The organism is Maritalea sp., assembly GCF_051251695.1.
Taxonomy (GTDB): Bacteria; Pseudomonadota; Alphaproteobacteria; order Rhizobiales; family Devosiaceae; genus Maritalea.
In genome coordinates this window covers 87535-103632 of the sequence record NZ_JBPOEU010000012.1, presented here as the reverse complement: position 1 = coordinate 103632, position 16098 = coordinate 87535, and the positions used below count along the sequence as shown (strand labels likewise).

18 protein-coding genes are annotated in these 16098 nt (G+C 49.4%); 1 reads left to right on the top strand and 17 read right to left on the bottom strand.

The annotated features are described in order from the left end of the window. Nucleotides 1-11: 11 nt before the first annotated feature. Genes ACSHWX_RS09275 through rimP form a run of 3 tightly spaced genes read right to left on the bottom strand, consistent with a single transcriptional unit; the run spans nucleotide 12 to nucleotide 2988 of the window. Entirely contained in the window at nucleotides 12-611 is a 600-nt protein-coding gene (locus tag ACSHWX_RS09275; protein WP_435667924.1) for an RNA-binding protein, read from the bottom strand. Nucleotides 612-640: 29 nt separating this feature from the next. Next, entirely contained in the window at nucleotides 641-2320 is a 1680-nt protein-coding gene (gene nusA, locus ACSHWX_RS09270; RefSeq protein ID WP_435667923.1) for a transcription termination factor NusA, read from the bottom strand. A 38-nt stretch (nucleotides 2321-2358) separates the two neighbouring features. Beyond that, nucleotides 2359-2988 (bottom strand): ribosome maturation factor RimP, encoded by a 630-nt coding sequence (gene rimP / locus ACSHWX_RS09265; RefSeq protein ID WP_435667922.1) that lies wholly within the window; start codon nucleotides 2986-2988, stop codon nucleotides 2359-2361. A 215-nt stretch (nucleotides 2989-3203) separates the two neighbouring features. On the opposite strand from rimP, the gene ACSHWX_RS09260 reads away from it, so the two are divergent. Beyond that, a complete protein-coding gene (locus ACSHWX_RS09260) occupies nucleotides 3204-4064 on the top strand; it encodes a DUF6544 family protein (protein WP_435667921.1) in 861 nt (286 codons plus the stop codon). A gap of 11 nt (nucleotides 4065-4075) precedes the next feature. Here ACSHWX_RS09260 and trmB read toward each other — a convergent pair whose 3' ends face one another. The 14 genes from trmB to ACSHWX_RS09190 all read right to left on the bottom strand — a co-directional run bounded on the left by trmB (nucleotide 4076) and on the right by ACSHWX_RS09190 (nucleotide 16032). Next, complete coding sequence (trmB, locus tag ACSHWX_RS09255; RefSeq protein WP_435667920.1) at nucleotides 4076-4804, bottom strand: tRNA (guanine(46)-N(7))-methyltransferase TrmB; 729 nt, start codon at nucleotides 4802-4804, stop codon at nucleotides 4076-4078. Between the two features lie 3 nt (nucleotides 4805-4807). Further along, nucleotides 4808-5977 carry a methionine adenosyltransferase gene (gene metK / locus ACSHWX_RS09250; RefSeq protein ID WP_435667954.1) on the bottom strand — a complete coding sequence of 390 codons (1170 nt, stop codon included), beginning with the start codon at nucleotides 5975-5977 and terminating at the stop codon, nucleotides 4808-4810. Between the two features lie 126 nt (nucleotides 5978-6103). Further along, nucleotides 6104-6511: a helix-turn-helix domain-containing protein gene (locus ACSHWX_RS09245; protein WP_435667919.1), complete on the bottom strand. Its 408-nt coding sequence runs from the start codon at nucleotides 6509-6511 to the stop codon at nucleotides 6104-6106. 1 nt (nucleotide 6512) lies between these two features. Then, complete coding sequence (lnt, locus tag ACSHWX_RS09240; RefSeq protein WP_435667918.1) at nucleotides 6513-8138, bottom strand: apolipoprotein N-acyltransferase; 1626 nt, start codon at nucleotides 8136-8138, stop codon at nucleotides 6513-6515. Nucleotides 8139-8234: 96 nt separating this feature from the next. After that, nucleotides 8235-9311, bottom strand: a complete 1077-nt coding sequence (locus ACSHWX_RS09235) for a hemolysin family protein (RefSeq protein WP_435667917.1) — start codon at nucleotides 9309-9311, stop codon at nucleotides 8235-8237. A 24-nt stretch (nucleotides 9312-9335) separates the two neighbouring features. Further along, nucleotides 9336-9842, bottom strand: a complete 507-nt coding sequence (gene ybeY, locus ACSHWX_RS09230; RefSeq protein WP_435667916.1) for an rRNA maturation RNase YbeY — start codon at nucleotides 9840-9842, stop codon at nucleotides 9336-9338. 26 nt (nucleotides 9843-9868) lie between these two features. Further along, nucleotides 9869-10837 carry a PhoH family protein gene (locus ACSHWX_RS09225; RefSeq protein WP_435667953.1) on the bottom strand — a complete coding sequence of 323 codons (969 nt, stop codon included), beginning with the start codon at nucleotides 10835-10837 and terminating at the stop codon, nucleotides 9869-9871. 126 nt (nucleotides 10838-10963) lie between these two features. Next, on the bottom strand, nucleotides 10964-12304 hold the full coding sequence (gene miaB / locus ACSHWX_RS09220) for a tRNA (N6-isopentenyl adenosine(37)-C2)-methylthiotransferase MiaB (RefSeq protein ID WP_435667915.1): 1341 nt from the start codon (nucleotides 12302-12304) through the stop codon (nucleotides 10964-10966). An 83-nt stretch (nucleotides 12305-12387) separates the two neighbouring features. After that, nucleotides 12388-13200: a lysophospholipid acyltransferase family protein gene (locus ACSHWX_RS09215; protein WP_435667914.1), complete on the bottom strand. Its 813-nt coding sequence runs from the start codon at nucleotides 13198-13200 to the stop codon at nucleotides 12388-12390. Next, nucleotides 13197-13646 carry a Fur family transcriptional regulator gene (locus tag ACSHWX_RS09210; RefSeq protein WP_435667913.1) on the bottom strand — a complete coding sequence of 150 codons (450 nt, stop codon included), beginning with the start codon at nucleotides 13644-13646 and terminating at the stop codon, nucleotides 13197-13199. Before ACSHWX_RS09210 ends, ACSHWX_RS09215 begins: the two co-directional genes overlap by 4 nt. A gap of 42 nt (nucleotides 13647-13688) precedes the next feature. Further along, on the bottom strand, nucleotides 13689-14165 hold the full coding sequence (rimI, locus tag ACSHWX_RS09205; protein ID WP_435667912.1) for a ribosomal protein S18-alanine N-acetyltransferase: 477 nt from the start codon (nucleotides 14163-14165) through the stop codon (nucleotides 13689-13691). Next, nucleotides 14162-14842, bottom strand: coding sequence for a tRNA (adenosine(37)-N6)-threonylcarbamoyltransferase complex dimerization subunit type 1 TsaB (gene tsaB, locus ACSHWX_RS09200; RefSeq protein ID WP_435667911.1), 681 nt, complete (start codon nucleotides 14840-14842; stop codon nucleotides 14162-14164). The genes rimI and tsaB overlap by 4 nt, the downstream gene beginning before the upstream one ends. 19 nt (nucleotides 14843-14861) lie before the next feature. Next, the gene (locus ACSHWX_RS09195; RefSeq protein WP_435667910.1) at nucleotides 14862-15425 is read right to left on the bottom strand and encodes a NifU family protein; all 564 of its coding nucleotides are present in this window, start codon (nucleotides 15423-15425) and stop codon (nucleotides 14862-14864) included. A 130-nt stretch (nucleotides 15426-15555) separates the two neighbouring features. Further along, a complete protein-coding gene (locus tag ACSHWX_RS09190; protein ID WP_435667909.1) occupies nucleotides 15556-16032 on the bottom strand; it encodes a universal stress protein in 477 nt (158 codons plus the stop codon). Nucleotides 16033-16098: the final 66 nt, after the last annotated feature.

Here is a 16098-nt window from a genome sequence, read left to right as displayed (position 1 = left end):
GCCACTATCCGTTATGTTTTGGCCAAATAGCGTACAAGGGTTTTGTACCGCTCTAAGGCCGAATTTGCTGCTGCACCGCCTACCAGCGCTGCATGTATCACATTTTTACCGCCAAATGCCAAACTCAATTGTTCAGCACCCAAAATATCAATATGAGGCAACGTGTCATCGAGTTCTAAAACCCGCAACAATTGCATCATTTTACGTCGACCATCTTCGCGCGCATCTTGGGCCGTAATGAGCGCCCGGGCTTTATCCGATTCTAATGCGCTGCGCACTTTGACCGCGCCCATTACCAAAAAGCCGCCCTTGCGCGCCAACTGTAACGCGCCAATCAAGCGATTTTCCAAGTGTTCTTGGGTCAAACCAGCAAGATCGTCTGGCATTTTAACCTGCATTTTCAGTGCGCGGGTAAATGCCTTGCGTTTTTGTGCCTCAGCAACATGATGAGCCGTTGGGGTTACCCATACGCCTCGTCCGCCAGCTTTTCCAGTCACATCTGGATAAATTTGGTCATCTGGCCCAACAACAAACCGCATTAGCTCGGTTTTTGGCAAAATTTGTTTGGTCACGCAACATTCACGCGTCGCAATTTGCCTATGTGTTGTCATTGAGCCTTCGTTTTCCTTTACCCTTAGTCTTATTCAGCTACAGGCTTTTCTTCTGTTTCAACTTCTGTCGCAACTTCAGCATCAGCCACCGCGTCTGCGGCCTCGGCTACAACTTCTGTTTCAGCTTCGCCTTCGTCTTGAACTTCTTCGTCGCTCAAATCGTCCAGCGTCACCCAACCAGCCTGCAAACGTGCAGCCATGATCATTTCCTCAGCTTCTTCGCGGCTGACAGGGAAGTCTTTGAATGTGCCATCAAAACGCGACACTTCGCCGTCTTTTTTCTCTGTCCAGCCAACCAAATCGTCCGCTGCAAAACCGGCAAAGTCTTCAATCGTTTTGATTTCTTCTTTACCTAAAGCAACAAGCATTGCGCCGGTTAGACCGGGGATATTGTAAAGTTCATCTTCAACGCCGAGTTTTTTGCGCTCGTCGTCACGCTCTTTTTCGCTCGCTTCAATATACTCAGCAGCACGGGCTTGAATTTCAGCCGCTGTATCTGTGTCAAAACCATCAATCGATGCGATTTCAGTTGGCTCAACATAGGCGACCTCTTCAAGAGAAGAAAAGCCTTCAGATGCCAACAATTGCGCAACCATCTCGTCAACATTCATCGCGTTCATGAACAGATCAGAACGTTCAGTAAATTCTTTTTGGCGACGCTCTGATTCTTCTTGCTCAGTAAGGATATCGATATCCCAACCCATCAATTGAGACGCGAGGCGCACATTTTGGCCGCGACGGCCAATGGCCAAAGACAATTGCTCGTCCGGCACAACAACTTCGATGCGCTCGGCTTGCTCGTCCAGCACCACTTTTACCACTTCGGCGGGCTGCAATGCAGAAACCACCAAATCACCGATACTTTCGGTCCATGGGATAATGTCGATTTTTTCGCCTTGCAATTCGTTCACAACGGCTTGCACGCGTGATCCACGCATACCCACACAGGCACCAACTGGATCGATCGAGCTATCATTTGAAACAACAGCAATTTTTGCGCGGCTACCCGGATCGCGAGCGATTGAGCGAATATTGATAATGCCGTCGTAAATTTCAGGCACTTCTTGCATGAACAATTTCGCCATGAATTGCGGGTGTGTTCGAGACAAGAAGATTTGCGGGCCGCGTTGTTCTTGGCGCACATCGTGAATGTAGGCACGCACACGGTCGCCATAGCGGAACGTTTCACGCGGGATCAATTCATCACGACGAATAATCGCTTCGCCGCGACCAAGGTCAACAATCACATTGCCATATTCAACGCGCTTAACAGTGCCGTTGATGATATCGCCAAGCCGATCTTTAAACTCGTCATACATACGCTCGCGCTCGGCATCACGTACTTTTTGTACGATAACCTGTTTCGCGGACTGCGCAGCAATACGGCCAAATTCAATTGGGGGAAGCGGCTCGGTGATAAAATCGCTTAATTTGGCTTCGGCATTTCGAAGCTGGGCGTCAGGCAATGAAATCTGACGGCCATGCTCTTCAACCTCTTCCACAACTTCGAGCAGACGCCACATGCGCAACTCGCCAGTTGTTGGGTTAATTTCTGCTCTAACTTCAGTTTCAGCACCATAGCGAGATCGCGCCGCTTTTTGAATTGCGTCTTGCATTGCTTCAATTACGATCGTGCGATCAATTGATTTCTCGCGCGCTACAGCGTCTGCGATCTGCAATAGTTCAAGCCGATTTGCACTGACAGCCATTATGTCATCTCCTCATATGTAAACAGGCACCTAAATTTTTAGGCGTCGCTGTCCTGTTCACCGATTAGTTCGGATTGGTCGATTTCTGTTTCTATTTCTTCATTATCCAACGGGCTCGCCTCTTTTTGTCTGGCGCGCGCTTCGTCGAGCAATTTGTCGGTCATCAACAATTTGGCTTCCGCCAAATTTTCAATCTCAATTTTGTGCAAGTCTTCTTGACCCGCAGGGATATCTGGCAATCGCAATAAAACTTGATTGCCTTCAACGGCCTCAATCGTGCCGCGATATCTGCGACGACCATCGACCATATTTTGCAATTCAACTTTTGCTTCATGGCCTACCCACAATGCAAAATCTGAAAGCCTAACCAACGGACGATCAATCCCGGGGGACGATACTTCCAAATGATATTCGCGGCTAATCGGGTCTTCGACATCCAAAATCGGTGAAATTTCTTTCGAGAATTTCTCACAATCGGAAATGTTGAACTCGCCTTGGGCGTTTTCAGCCATGATTTGCAGCGTGCAGCCATTATCATTGCTGACGCGCACGCGAACCAGCCGATAGCCCATATCTTGTGCTACCGGTTCAAGGATCGCGGAAACGCGCAGTTCTTGGCCCGTTTCGCGGTTAAATCTTTGTTCGTTTAAGTCGAGTTCGACGCTCATTTGACCCATTTTGGTATTAAAAAAGAGCGGGGCCGGTTGGCACCACTCTCATATTTAGATTGAGATTTTGAGGTCTATATACTTGCCTTATGCCGCTTTGGCAAGCCATTTGCTCACCACCCCGCCCGTCGACAAGCAAGCCACCAAGTTGACTTCCATCAACGCATTAAGGGGCAAACAAGTTCATCATAGACAAACAACACAAGGGAACAGCGATGCTCAGGAACTTTTTTGTCTATGCGTTCTATTTCACCGGGGCCACAATTGTGCTTTTGGCATTGGTGGGTTTCTGGTTCAATTTCAGCGACAAAAAGCAGCTGGACGCCGTCAATGATCAAATCTGGAAATGGCAAGATGGGGCAAGAGGTGTCTATGACCCTTCAATGATAGCCGGTCTACCGCCTGCTGTTCAAAGCTATTTTAACTTTATGATCGCGCCAGGTGCAGACCTAAAAGTTGTCAGTCGCATGGAAATGGTGGGCGACTTTGGATTGGGTGACGTGCATAAGCACACCTATTACAAGTTCACGGCAACCCAATATAATGCCCCCCCGACAGGATTTACGTGGAGTTTGAAGACCTACGACACCGCAATGCTCATGAATGGAAGTGACGTATTTTGGAACGCCAGCGCCAATACTCGGTTTTGGTTGTTGGGACTATTTCCTGTTGTGCGCGCAGGTGGGGACGCCAATTATCAACGCTCCGGTTTTGGCCGGTTGGTGATAGAAATGGCCGCGTGGTCACCTGTGTCCCTGTTGCCCCAATTCGGGGTTGAATGGGAACAGATTTCGCCCAACGTGATCCAAGCAACGGTAAATGCGCATGGGTTAACCCAAGCCGTTGACATTACAGTTGATCAGCGAGGGGCTCCAACTAAATTTCAAATTCAGCGGTGGAGCAATGCAAATGCAGCCCAAGAATTTAAACTGCAACCGTTTGGTGGCATAGCGCATGGGTATAAAACCTTCGACGGCATCACCATTGTGAGCGACGTGGAAGTTGGCAACCATATAGGTACCCCTGATTATTTCGCGTTTTTTAAAGCGCAAGTAACTGAATTTGAATTTCAGTAAACAACCGAACCCTAGCGACGGATAAAAGTGAAATAGAACGAGATGTCTCGCCCTTCTTTTCGCGCCTTTTGCTCATATCGGGTGGATTGCCATCCGTCCCATGGCTGATGCCATGATCCGGCTTTTGCAGTGGGCCAGTTAAATTCTGAATGGCGGACAACATGGCCAAGGGTCCAGGTGGCATAGTCTTCAATATCTGTTGCCACGCGAAATTGCGCGCCGGGCTTTAAAATTTTAGCCAATGCATCCAGCGTAACGGAATTGATAAATCGACGCTTATGGTGCCGTTTTTTTGGCCACGGGTCCGGATAAAGCAGATAGGCACCATCAAACTGGGCCTTGGGCAGCACTTTGAGCAGGTGTAGCGCGTCGTCGGTGTAAAGGCGCACATTTTCAAGATCGTTTTCATTGATGGCTTGCAGCATCTTGCCGATGCCGCCGATAAATGGCTCACACCCGATAAAGTTGGCGTCGCGATTTGTCTGTGCTTGACGGGCTAAATGCTCGCCACCGCCATAGCCAATTTCGATGAAGTTTTTGGACGCAGGCTGTGCAAAAACATCACCCAGCCCTACCTCACTGTCAGGCAGATCCAATTTGACCTTGGGCAATAGCTCTTGGGCCAGCTTTTCTTGGGTTGGGTGCAACTTATGGGCTGAGCGGCGACCAAAAAAGGCCTTTCGCTCAGCTTCTGGACCGTAGTCATTTTTTCGCACATGTGAGGTGGAAACGGGTGACATGGACTAGGACAACTCTGCCAATATTGATGGGCCCAAGTCTGAACGTTCCCAAGAAAACCCACCATCATTTGTTGGGTTCCGACCAAAATGGCCGTATGCAGCGGTTCGCTCATAAATTGGTTTGTTCAATTGAAGCGCTTCTCGAATGCCGCGTGGGGACAGGTCCATCACTTTGTTCAAAACTGGTCCCAGTTTATCATCATCAACCGTGCCAGTGCCAAATGTATCCACAAAGATCGATAGCGGCTTGGAAACACCAATCGCATAGGACAATTGGATCACGCATTTTTTGGCCAAACCAGCAGCAACCACATTTTTCGCCAAATAGCGGGCGGCATAGGCCGCAGAGCGATCAACTTTTGTTGGGTCTTTACCTGAAAACGCACCGCCGCCATGGGGCGCTGCGCCGCCATAGGTGTCCACGATGATTTTTCGACCCGTGAGCCCAGCGTCACCGTCAGGCCCACCGATGACAAATGCGCCGGTTGGGTTGACGTAAAAATCTTCCTCAGGGCACATCCAGCCCTTTGGCAAGGCATTAACCACAAAAGGACGCACAATATCGCGGACTTCCGCTTGGCTGACGCCTTCCATGTGCTGGGTGGAGACCACAATAGATGTCGCGCCAACCGGTTTGCCATCTTGATATCTCAGCGTGACCTGACTTTTGGCGTCCGGGGCGAGTTGAGGCACCTCGCCAGCATGTCGGGCTGTTGCCATCGTGCGCAAAATCTTATGGGCATATTGGATAGGCGCAGGCATGAGTTCTGGCGTTTCGTCCGTCGCAAAACCAAACATGATGCCCTGATCGCCAGCGCCTTCATCTTTGTCGCCTGCCGCATCGACCCCTTGAGCAATTTCAGCAGATTGCTCGTGAACATAGACATCGATATCACATTTTTCCCAATGGAAGCCGTCCTGCTCATAGCCAATATGCTTTATGCAGCCGCGTGCAATTTCTTGCATTTTCGCCTTGTCGATTGACTCAGGTCCGCGCACTTCGCCCGCTAAAACCACCCTATTTGTGGTGGCAAGCGTTTCAACCGCCACCCGGGAATAGGGGTCTTCCTTAAGGAAAGCGTCCAGGACAGCATCTGATATGCGATCACAAATTTTGTCTGGATGGCCTTCTGAAACTGATTCAGAGGTGAAAAGATATGACGAAGTTGCCACAAGCAAAGCCTTTCCGTAAGGATCGATAGGTGCCATTGGAGCACCATTGTCCCAGTTGTTGCCACGAGTGATATTATTTGAACGTCATAATTGCAATAGGATATAAAGATTTCGTTATATCAAAAATCATTCATCCAAATTTTGTGCCAAAAAAGGCGCAGCCATTTGGTCTGCGATGTCCAAAAGTGCCTTTTTGGCCTGATCTGAGGGAATCGCGTTGAACGCTTGCAACAAACGTTGATCGTCTGGGGAAAGGTTTGAAAATGATTGTTGGGCCCCTTCTGCAAACGCACTTTGGGTTCCGCTCGCGTAAAAATCACCGGGGCTACTGCCCAGTAATTCAGCGATTAGTGCGAGGCGAGATACGGGGATCCGGTTGGCACCGGTCTCATATTTTTGCACCTGTTGGTAGGTAATGCCTATTTTTTCTGCCAGTTGCTTCATGGACATACGGCAGGTTTTGCGCCGAATTCGAACTTGTTGGCCAACATGTTGATCAACCAAGTCTGGTTGTCGGGGGCTGGTGAATGACAAATTAGTCCTCCCATCGGCGACGCCATCGATTGCGCAATAATACAGAAATAAGCGTCGCAAAAATTATCAAATAAAATACATTGTGACGATATTGGGCAAAAATGGTTTTCTCAAGCCTTTGGGGCAAGTTGGCTGTGAGTATAAGCGCCTGATCAGGCGCAAGCGCCGCTGTTATGCGACCATTCGGGTCAATAATTGCGGTAAGGCCGGTATTGGCGACACGCACGAGTGGCAGTCCCTGTTCAACAGCCCGCATGCGCGCGTGTTCAAAATGTTGGGCTGGACCGATCGTGCCTTGAAACCATGCATCATTTGTTAAGTTAAGCATCCACTCGGCTTGTTGTGCGATTTGCCCAAACCCACCCGAAAAAATGACCTCGTAACAAATAAGCGGCAATAAAGGCGGCGTTCCCAGAGGTTGGAATGGTTTTCGGGGCGTGTCCCCATGCACAAAACTATCCGACGCGGTGACCAGTTCGCGAATACCCAAAAGGGAAAGCAAAGGTTTAAACGGTACATACTCGCCAAAGGGCACCAGCCGATATTTGTCGTAAGTGGCGTTTATTTCACCCTGATCATTAAAACTAATGATCGAATTAAAAATACCGTCCCGGTTCTGATCCACCCCTGACAGGGTAAAATCTTGACGGGCAGCACCAGCGATCAAAGTTGTGCCATTGGGTAACAGCCTTGCAATTCGCGCCAGTGCATCTGGGTGATCATTGATCAAAAACGGAAATACTGATTCAGGCCAAATCAAATGGGTCGCCGCAATTAGGCCAGGGTCAGATGGCGAGCTTTGTTCTTTGGACATGGCCAAAAGCTTTTCAAAGATCGGCACTGCATTTTCAGGTTTCCACTTTTCAACCTGGGGAATGTTGGGCTGAACCAAGCGCAAGCGCACATCATCACGAAAAATGGTGGGGTTTGCATTCAGCTGCATCTGTCCGAAGGCTGCAAAACCGGCAACAAGTACAATGCTAGCAAACAGAGGCCCAAATCTCTTTTTTGCCGATTGTTCCATGTGCGGCCAAATGGACGCGGGAGACATGGCAAAAAGCAGCGCCAAAAAACTCAAACCATAAATGCCCAGAATTGAGGCCAATTGCAGCGTTTGGTCGGTGATGGCGAAAACATAGCCGGGCAAATTCCACGGAAAGCCGGTGAATAAATGGCCGCGCAAAAATTCAGCAATGCTCAGACAGGCTGCCAAGGCAAAAATACGTTGCCCATAATCAGACCACATAAGGTGAGCCAATGCTGCACCGATACCCCAAAATATCGCCAAAACAGCTGGTAGACCCAGCAGCCCTAAGGGCAAAGCCCATAAAAACAGGTCCGGCTCGATAAAAAACGCGCCAGACATCCAATGGAGTGAAAAGGTGAAATATCCAAAACCAAAGGCCCAACCGATGCGAAAGGCCGGGCCAAATAGTTTTTGACGCCAACTCAGATCGGTTTCAACACCGTCAAGCAGCCACACCAAAATTGGAAAAGCGATAAACAGGGCGGGAAAGATAAATAGCGGCGGCATGCTGAGCGCCGCTAGGGCACCGGCCGCAAACGACAATATAAGGCGTCGCCATCCATGTACCAACATGCACCATTGTGCGAAATTTTCCAGCATTTTGCGGCTCTACCCAAATTGCAAATCAGTTAGGCGCATTGCTCACGTTTCACAGTGGGTTCGTCAAGTGCTGAACACGCCTATTCTTGCTGTGCCCTACTCAGCGGCTGTTTTCGTGCTGTCGCTTTCTTGGCTTTCTTCGATCTTAAGCTTGCGCGGGGGGCGCGGACGTGTCGCCCGTTTTCGTTGGGTCACCTTGATCGTGCGCAAACGGCGTGGATCTGCGTGAATAATTTCAAATTCAAATCCACGTAACTTTGAAATAACTTCACCCCGTACAGGCACGCGATCCACAAGCGAAGTTATCAACCCGCCCAATGTATCCACATCATCAGCGTGTTCGCCGGGATCAAACTCGGGGCCCAGAGCGATAGCTAAATCATCCAATTCACAGCGCGCATCTACAACGAAAGTGGTTTCGTCGAGCTGGCTGATTTGAATTTGTGCGGCTTCATCATGTTCGTCCTCGATGTCGCCGACAACTTCCTCGATCAAATCCTCAATGGTCACCAGACCATCGGTTCCGCCATATTCATCAACAACGATTGCCATATGAATGCGAGTTGCTTGCATGGATTGCAGCAAGTTGCCAACCGGCATGGCGGGGGGCACGTAAAGCACTTCGCGCACAATTCCGGTATTGGCCAGTTTTGTGCGCAGGGTGCCAGACTTGAGTTTTTCAGGTTGTGATTTTTTTTCGTCGGATTGCTGGGGTTCGGACAGGCTTAGCAATAGGTCTTTGATGTGAACCATCCCAACAATATTGTCGAGCATGACATCGTAAACCGGCAAACGCGAGTGACCTGCAATTCGAAACCGAGCGATCAGGTTTGAAACCGTATCATTAATTTCGGTTGCTTCGATATCAGCCCGATTGATCATCACGTCTTCGACGCGAATTTGAGACAGGTTCAAAACGTTTTGAATGAGCGCGCGTTCCCCATCTGAAAAGGCAGCGTCAAATCCATTTTTGGTCGAATCTTCAAGCGCCTCTTGCAGATCTTCACGCAAGGTCGGGGCACGGAACGCCAGTTTTGCTCGGATTTTTCCCCAAAAAGATAGCTTTTTATCAGCCAACTGGTTTTCAAGGGATTGAATTTTGGATGGTGCGCTGTCGCCAGATTGGCGATGCGGCCTTTGCGCCGCGGCGATGGGTTGATCTTTGTCGTTCATCTCAATACGGCCGTTGGGCCGTTTTTACTCCTCTAGAAGTCTTACGTTTTCAAGTGCTATTTCGGTGTATGGATCATCAATTTCAAGCGTCAATAATATTTCACGCTCTAAGAGTTCCATTTGCTCCGCGTCGTCATTTGTGAGGTGATCATAGCCCAAAATATGTAAAAAACCATGCACGCAAAGGTGCGACACATGATCTTTTAGGCTTTTGTTTTCACTCTGCGCCTCTTTTGCAACGGTCTCGTAGGCCAACGATATGTCGCCAATAAGGCCAGCAACCGGAGAAAACGGCTCAATTTGCGGGAAAGAAAGCACATTTGTTGAGGACTGTTTTTCCCGCCATTGCGCGTTTAACTCATGTTGATGCTGATCATTGGTCAGCAAAACTGAAAGTTCTGCTGGTACTTTTACATCAAGTTTTAGATGGGCAATCGCGGCGTTAATCGCGCGCAAAATATCAGCTTCCAAAGATAAAGGCCAAATCTCATCTACGATGAGAACGTCAATCTCCAAATCAAATTCAGGCAAGATCGAACACCAAATAAGCAGAAATTTTAATCTGCATTTTTGGCCTTTTTCTCAGCTTTATCGTAAGCGCGAATAATGCGGGCCACCAACTCATGACGAACAACATCTTTATCTGTAAAGCGCGTAACGTGAATACCTTCAACACCGTTGAGGAAATCCAACGCTTCTACCAAACCAGATCGAACGCCACGGGGCAGATCAACTTGAGAAGGATCGCCGGTGATGATCATTTTCGAGTTTTCGCCCAAACGGGTCAAAAACATCTTCATTTGCTGGGCAGTGGTGTTTTGCGCTTCATCCAAAATCACCACGGCATTGGACAAAGTCCGGCCACGCATAAACGCGAGTGGCGCAACTTCGATGGTGTGATTTTCAATGCAACGATCAACAATTTCAGGCTGCATCATGTCATATAGCGCATCGTAAAGCGGACGCAGATAAGGATCGACCTTTTCTTTCATATCGCCGGGCAAAAAGCCCAAATGCTCGCCAGCTTCAACCGCCGGACGAGACAAGATGATCCGACTAATATCGCCACGTTCTAACATTGTTGCGGCATAGGCGACCGCCAAGTAAGTCTTGCCCGTACCCGCAGGGCCAACGCCGAACACCAATTCGGTGCGATCCATGGCGCGGATATAGCCATCTTGTGCCGGTGATCTGGCGATAATGGTTGATTTGCGGGTGGCGATTTGCGCCATGCGCACACGGCCTTTTTTCTCAAATGTAGGCAAAGTGAGCTGGCTATCCTCGGTAAGGATCATGCGAATAACGCCATCTACATCGCCAATTGAGAAATTTTGGCCATCTTCAAGCTGCGCATAAAGAGATTCTAGGGTTCGTCGCGCCTGATCAACACTCACCGCATTGCCAGAAAGCATGACGTGATTGCCACGGGTATTGGCGCGAACGCCGAGCTTTTGTTCGATCAACGCTAGATTTTGGTCAAACTCGCCATAAAGTTGGGACGCGAGACGGTTGTCTTCAAACGCCATTTCCAAATCTGTTGTGTCCGATTTATGGCCTTCGGGTGACCATGATTTTGTCAAACAAGCGCTCCTAAATGTTTTGCGACTCACTATCACTTTGAGTATGCCGCAACTATTGGAATATTGATCTATCTAATTTGTGACAATCTTACCAAAAAGTGAAAATTTGCCTACCGATTCCACAAAAACATCCTGAATAGTCCCGATATGGGACGGGTCTGCATCCACTTGAACCGGTTGAAGGTATGGCGAACGACCAACAATTTGACCCGGATCACGGCCTGTTTTTTCAAACAATACGCGCATTGTTGAGCCGATACGAGACTTGTTGAACTCGGTTTGTTGGTGGTTGAGCAGTTCTTGCAAACGTTGCAACCGCTCAGACTTCACTTCTTCTGGCACCTGATTATCCATCTGCGCACCGGGCGTGCCGGGACGGGTTGAATATTTGAACGAATAGGCTTGGGCATATTCCACGTCGCGCACAATTTTCATTGTCGCTTCAAAATCTTCGTCCGTTTCACCGGGGAAACCAACGATGAAGTCTCCCGACAGCGCAATATCAGGACGCGCTTCACGCATGCGTTCCAACACCCGCAAATATTCCTCTGCCGTATGTTGACGGTTCATCGACTTTAAAATCGTGTCAGAACCCGACTGCACAGGCAAATGCAAATAGGGCATCAACATTTCAAGATCGCGGTGGGCGTTGATCAAAGCGTCATCCATATCGCGCGGATGCGATGTGGTGTAGCGCAAACGGTCCAGCCCTTTGATTTCGCTGAGGCGATAGAGAAGTTGGGCCAAACCTTGAGTTTCCCCGCCCTTACCTTCCCCGTGATAGGCGTTTACATTTTGGCCAAGCAGCGTGATTTCTTTAACGCCCGCATCAACCAAATTTTCTGCTTCGCCCAAGATTTGAGCCACTGGGCGGGAAACTTCTGCGCCCCTTGTATACGGCACCACGCAGAACGTGCAGAACTTATCGCACCCTTCTTGCACGGTAAGAAACGACGTTAATCCGCGCGCAATGGTGGTTTCTCTTGCGGGTTTGGGCAAATGTTCGAATTTGTCTTCGGCGGAAAAATCAGTTTCCACAACCCGGCCCTTATGGGCTCTTTCAACAAGTTCGGGTAATTTGTGGTAAGATTGCGGACCAAAAACCAGATCAACCACCGGCGCACGGCGAACGATTTCTTCGCCCTCGGCTTGAGCAACACAACCGGCAATCCCGATCATCATTTTGCCGCCAGCTTGTTCTCTTTTTTGGCGCATAATGCGCAATCGGCCCAATTCGGAATAAACCTTTTCCGCTGCCTTTTCCCGAATGTGACAGGTATTTAGAACCACCAAATCTGCCTGATCGATATCGGTCGTTGCTTCATAGCCCGAAGGGGCGAGCGCGTCCGCCATACGATCACTGTCATAGACATTCATTTGACAGCCATAGGTTTTGATGAACAGTTTTTTCATGAGGTGTAAAACCGGTCTTTTTTGATCATGTTAAAAGGATAAGGCGTCTTGTTACACCAAAGTTTCAGATGAGGCAAAGACTTCTAGTGCGCGCCTTGATGGGCGGTAGGCAGTGCGGTTTGCCGATTGATCGCAACCAACATATCGCGCACGGCTTGCTCAGCTTTTTTAGTCACCAGTTTACGGTCTTCATCACGCGAAAACAAAATTGGTTCTCCAAACATGATGGTGACAGATTTTGTGCCTGAACTAAGGATATCGCCAATATTGTCCTCGACCCCCATATCACCAACCCAAGCAATTTTGGAGCGCTCCGCGCGAGAGATCGGCAAGCCATTTAAATGGGTGTAAGCGATGGTCATGGGTTGGATGTAAAGCTCGCTAATTGCGCCATCTTTCATCGCCGTCTGGGCGCTGCCGACCAACGCCGAGCGAAACGGGAGGACATGCAAACCGATATCAGATGTTCCTTCGGCAAAAAGCAGAACAGGTTGTCCGCTGGACATGCGCTCGCTCATTTCGTCCGTTACCCGCCCGGTATCGGTTTTCCTTTGCCGATCGACATAAATCGTTTTTTGCAAATTGGCCAAGAACCCAACAATTGGCCAACGGCCAACTTCAGACTTGGCGACAAAGCTTACCGGTGCGGTTGCACCAACGGCTGGAATGTCGAGCCAAGAAATGTGATTACAGACCAAAAGGGTCGGCTTATCGCGCGCAGGCTGGCCGATTTGGCGCACCTTTAGCCCCAAATTGAAGCAAACCAATTTGTGCGCCAAATGTGGGAAAAAGTGCCAATTTGGCCATTTAAGCCACAAATAAATCGTTTGAAAAGTGACGATGGCAATAAGCCCCGGCACGGTAATCAGTATAAAAAATATGATCCGCCAGATCATTTATCTTCATCGTCCGCTTTTTTATCTTCAAGTGGCACGCCATAAAGTTCGAGCCGATGATCGACCAACTTAAAACCTAATTTGCGGGCGATGACTTCTTGAATGGCCTCGATTTCCTCGTTGCGGAATTCGATGACTTTGCCGGTGCGCACATCAATTAAGTGGTCGTGATGCTCGTCTGGGATTTGCTCAAAACGGGCGCGGCCATCTTTAAAATCATGCTTGGTGACCAGTCCCGCCTCTTCAAACAGGTTAACCGTGCGATAAACAGTTGAAAGGGAAATACGTGGATCAATTGCTGATGCGCGACGATATAGTTCCTCAACGTCAGGATGGTCAGCCGCCTCTGCCAGCGCACGGGCAATGACGCGACGCTGTTCGGTCATGCGCATACCCGATGTTTCGCAGAGTTGTTCAAGGTTTGCGTTCTCGTTTGAATTGCCCATCAGCCAAACCCCATTTATTCTGCGCAGTGATCTGAATTTGAATTATCCGAGATCAGCTTTCATGACAAGGGCCGTTGCCGTTTTGCCATCAGGACGTGGGTAATATCCACGCCGTTCGCCAATTTGGGCAAAACCAAAACGATCATAGAGTTTTCGGGCAGGCTGATTGTCTTCGTCCACCTCCAAAAACATTTTGGTGACCGGGCTCATCATCAAATCTTCAATCATCGCCTGCATTAAAGCGGTGGACAGGCGTTTGCCTTTGAATTTTTTATTGATCACGATGGTCATCAACTCGCACTCGTCATCCGCAATGCGCAACATGGAAAAGCCAGCGATTTTGCGTTTTGCATCACACGCGACATAAATTGGGGTTTCTGCGCTACGCAAATAAGATTGAAAATCCGCCGTGGTCCAACCGCGGAAGAACCCTTCAGCGTGCAAAGCGGCGAGGGACTTTTCATCACCCACTTGGGCAGGCTCGACATGAAGTCCGGCTGGTGCCATCCAGATTTTCATAGGCGTTCAATATGTTTTGCAGATTGGGGCTTTGCGTCCGGCGCGCGGATATAGCATGGCTCCGGCGGGAAATCTTCTATTTTGGCAGTTTGGCCAAACTCAGCCATCTTCACCACGTTGATGAAGGTGCGCATATCTGGGTCGCGGGCCAACTCCAAATTTTGAACGCCGCATTGTTCAGCCGCCCATTGGGCACCAGATCCAAGAACTCGGCTTTTGTCATCCAAACCTTCTAGCGCAAGGTTATTGTCAATCGCTGCGGGCGCGGACATTGGTTTACCCGGCGCAGAAAATTCTTGGCGGAAATACTGATCACGACGCGCATCAATCAGAACGCTTAGCGGGTGATTGTCTTTGCCGCTTAAGGAAAGCGCCAACATGGTAGGAATGCCCAAACACGGAATATCCAGCGCCACGGCCAGTCCGCGAGCGGCGGCCAATCCCACGCGCAAACCGGTGAAAGAGCCTGGGCCCGCGCTAACAATAATCCGTTCAAGGTCGTCATATTCGCGCTGCGCATTGTCAAGCAGCGCATCGATTTGATCCATCACATGTTCAGCATGCCCACGCGCTCGCGCTTCGGACATTGCATAGCTAGAGCCATCTGCGTCGATCAGTGCGCTTTGACAGCTGGCCTGCGCCGTGTCGATGGCGAGGGTGATGGGATAATGGGTCATCTAAGTATAATACTTGAAGCTAGATTTGCTGTACATCTTCTACACCAGGAACGAAGTGACGAAGGAGGTTTTCAATGCCGTTTTTCAACGTTGCGGTTGAAGATGGGCAACCAGCGCACGCGCCTTGCATATGCAGATAAACAGTGCCTTGCTTGAAGCCTTTAAAGGTGATGTCGCCGCCGTCCATCGCAACAGCCGGTCGCACCCGCGTATCCAACAGTTCTTTGATCACTTCGACCATTTCGGCGTCAGCTTCTTCAAAAAATTCGTCAGCATCATCACTTTGCGATTGGCTAGCGCCATCCGCTAACAACGGCTGGCCGGACATGAAATGTTCCATGATGGAGCCAAGAATTGCTGGTTTGATGTGTGACCATTCATTTTCGCCTTTGGTGACGGCGATGAAATCTGATCCAAAGAACACACCTGAAACACCATCAATGGTGAACAATGCGGATGCAAGCGGCGAAGCGCCTGCTGCTTCCTCGGTTCGAAAATCCATAGGCTCGCCTGCCAACACATCGCGTCCAGGCAAAAACTTTAGAGTTTGCGGATTTGGTGTCGCTTCAGTTTGAATAAACATGGTTCTCAGGTCTCCGAGCTTTTAAACCCATCGTTGGGGCTAAATCTTCTTTAGAATAGTTCCAAAATAGTATTTTTAAACGCAAAGGCAAGGGCTAACACTAAACTGTGACGCTTTATCGCCGCGAAGCTTAAGCTAATTCTTCAATATCTTCATCGCTGAGGAAGCCCGGCACAATCGCCACGGGTATGGGCAGAGCTGTCGCGCCACGTGCGGCAATGGCGCTCACCAATGGGCCCGGTCCATCAGTAGACTTAGACGATGCAAGCACTAAAATTGAAATGTGTTTATCTTCAGCGATTGCCGCTTCTACTTCATCTGCCTTAACGCCTTCGCGGATTTCGCGCTCAACCGGAATATCGCCGAGTTTTTTAATCTGAGCTTCAGCGTCGTCGAGCCAGCGATTAGCTTCTTCAAAAGCTTCGGCCCGCATGACATTTTCCACGCCAATCCAGTGTTGAAACTGATCGGGTTCGATCACAACAAGCAATTTGACGACGCCGCCGGTGCGGCGCATGCGGCACGCAGCAAAGGTAACGGCCACTGCGCATTCGTCCGTGCCATCCAAAACTGCTAAAAATTTGCGATTATATCTAGGTCGATCCATATTTGCCGCATCTCCCGTTTGGCGCATGCTGACATTTGCTGCGCCATTTGCCAAGATAGAATTCTT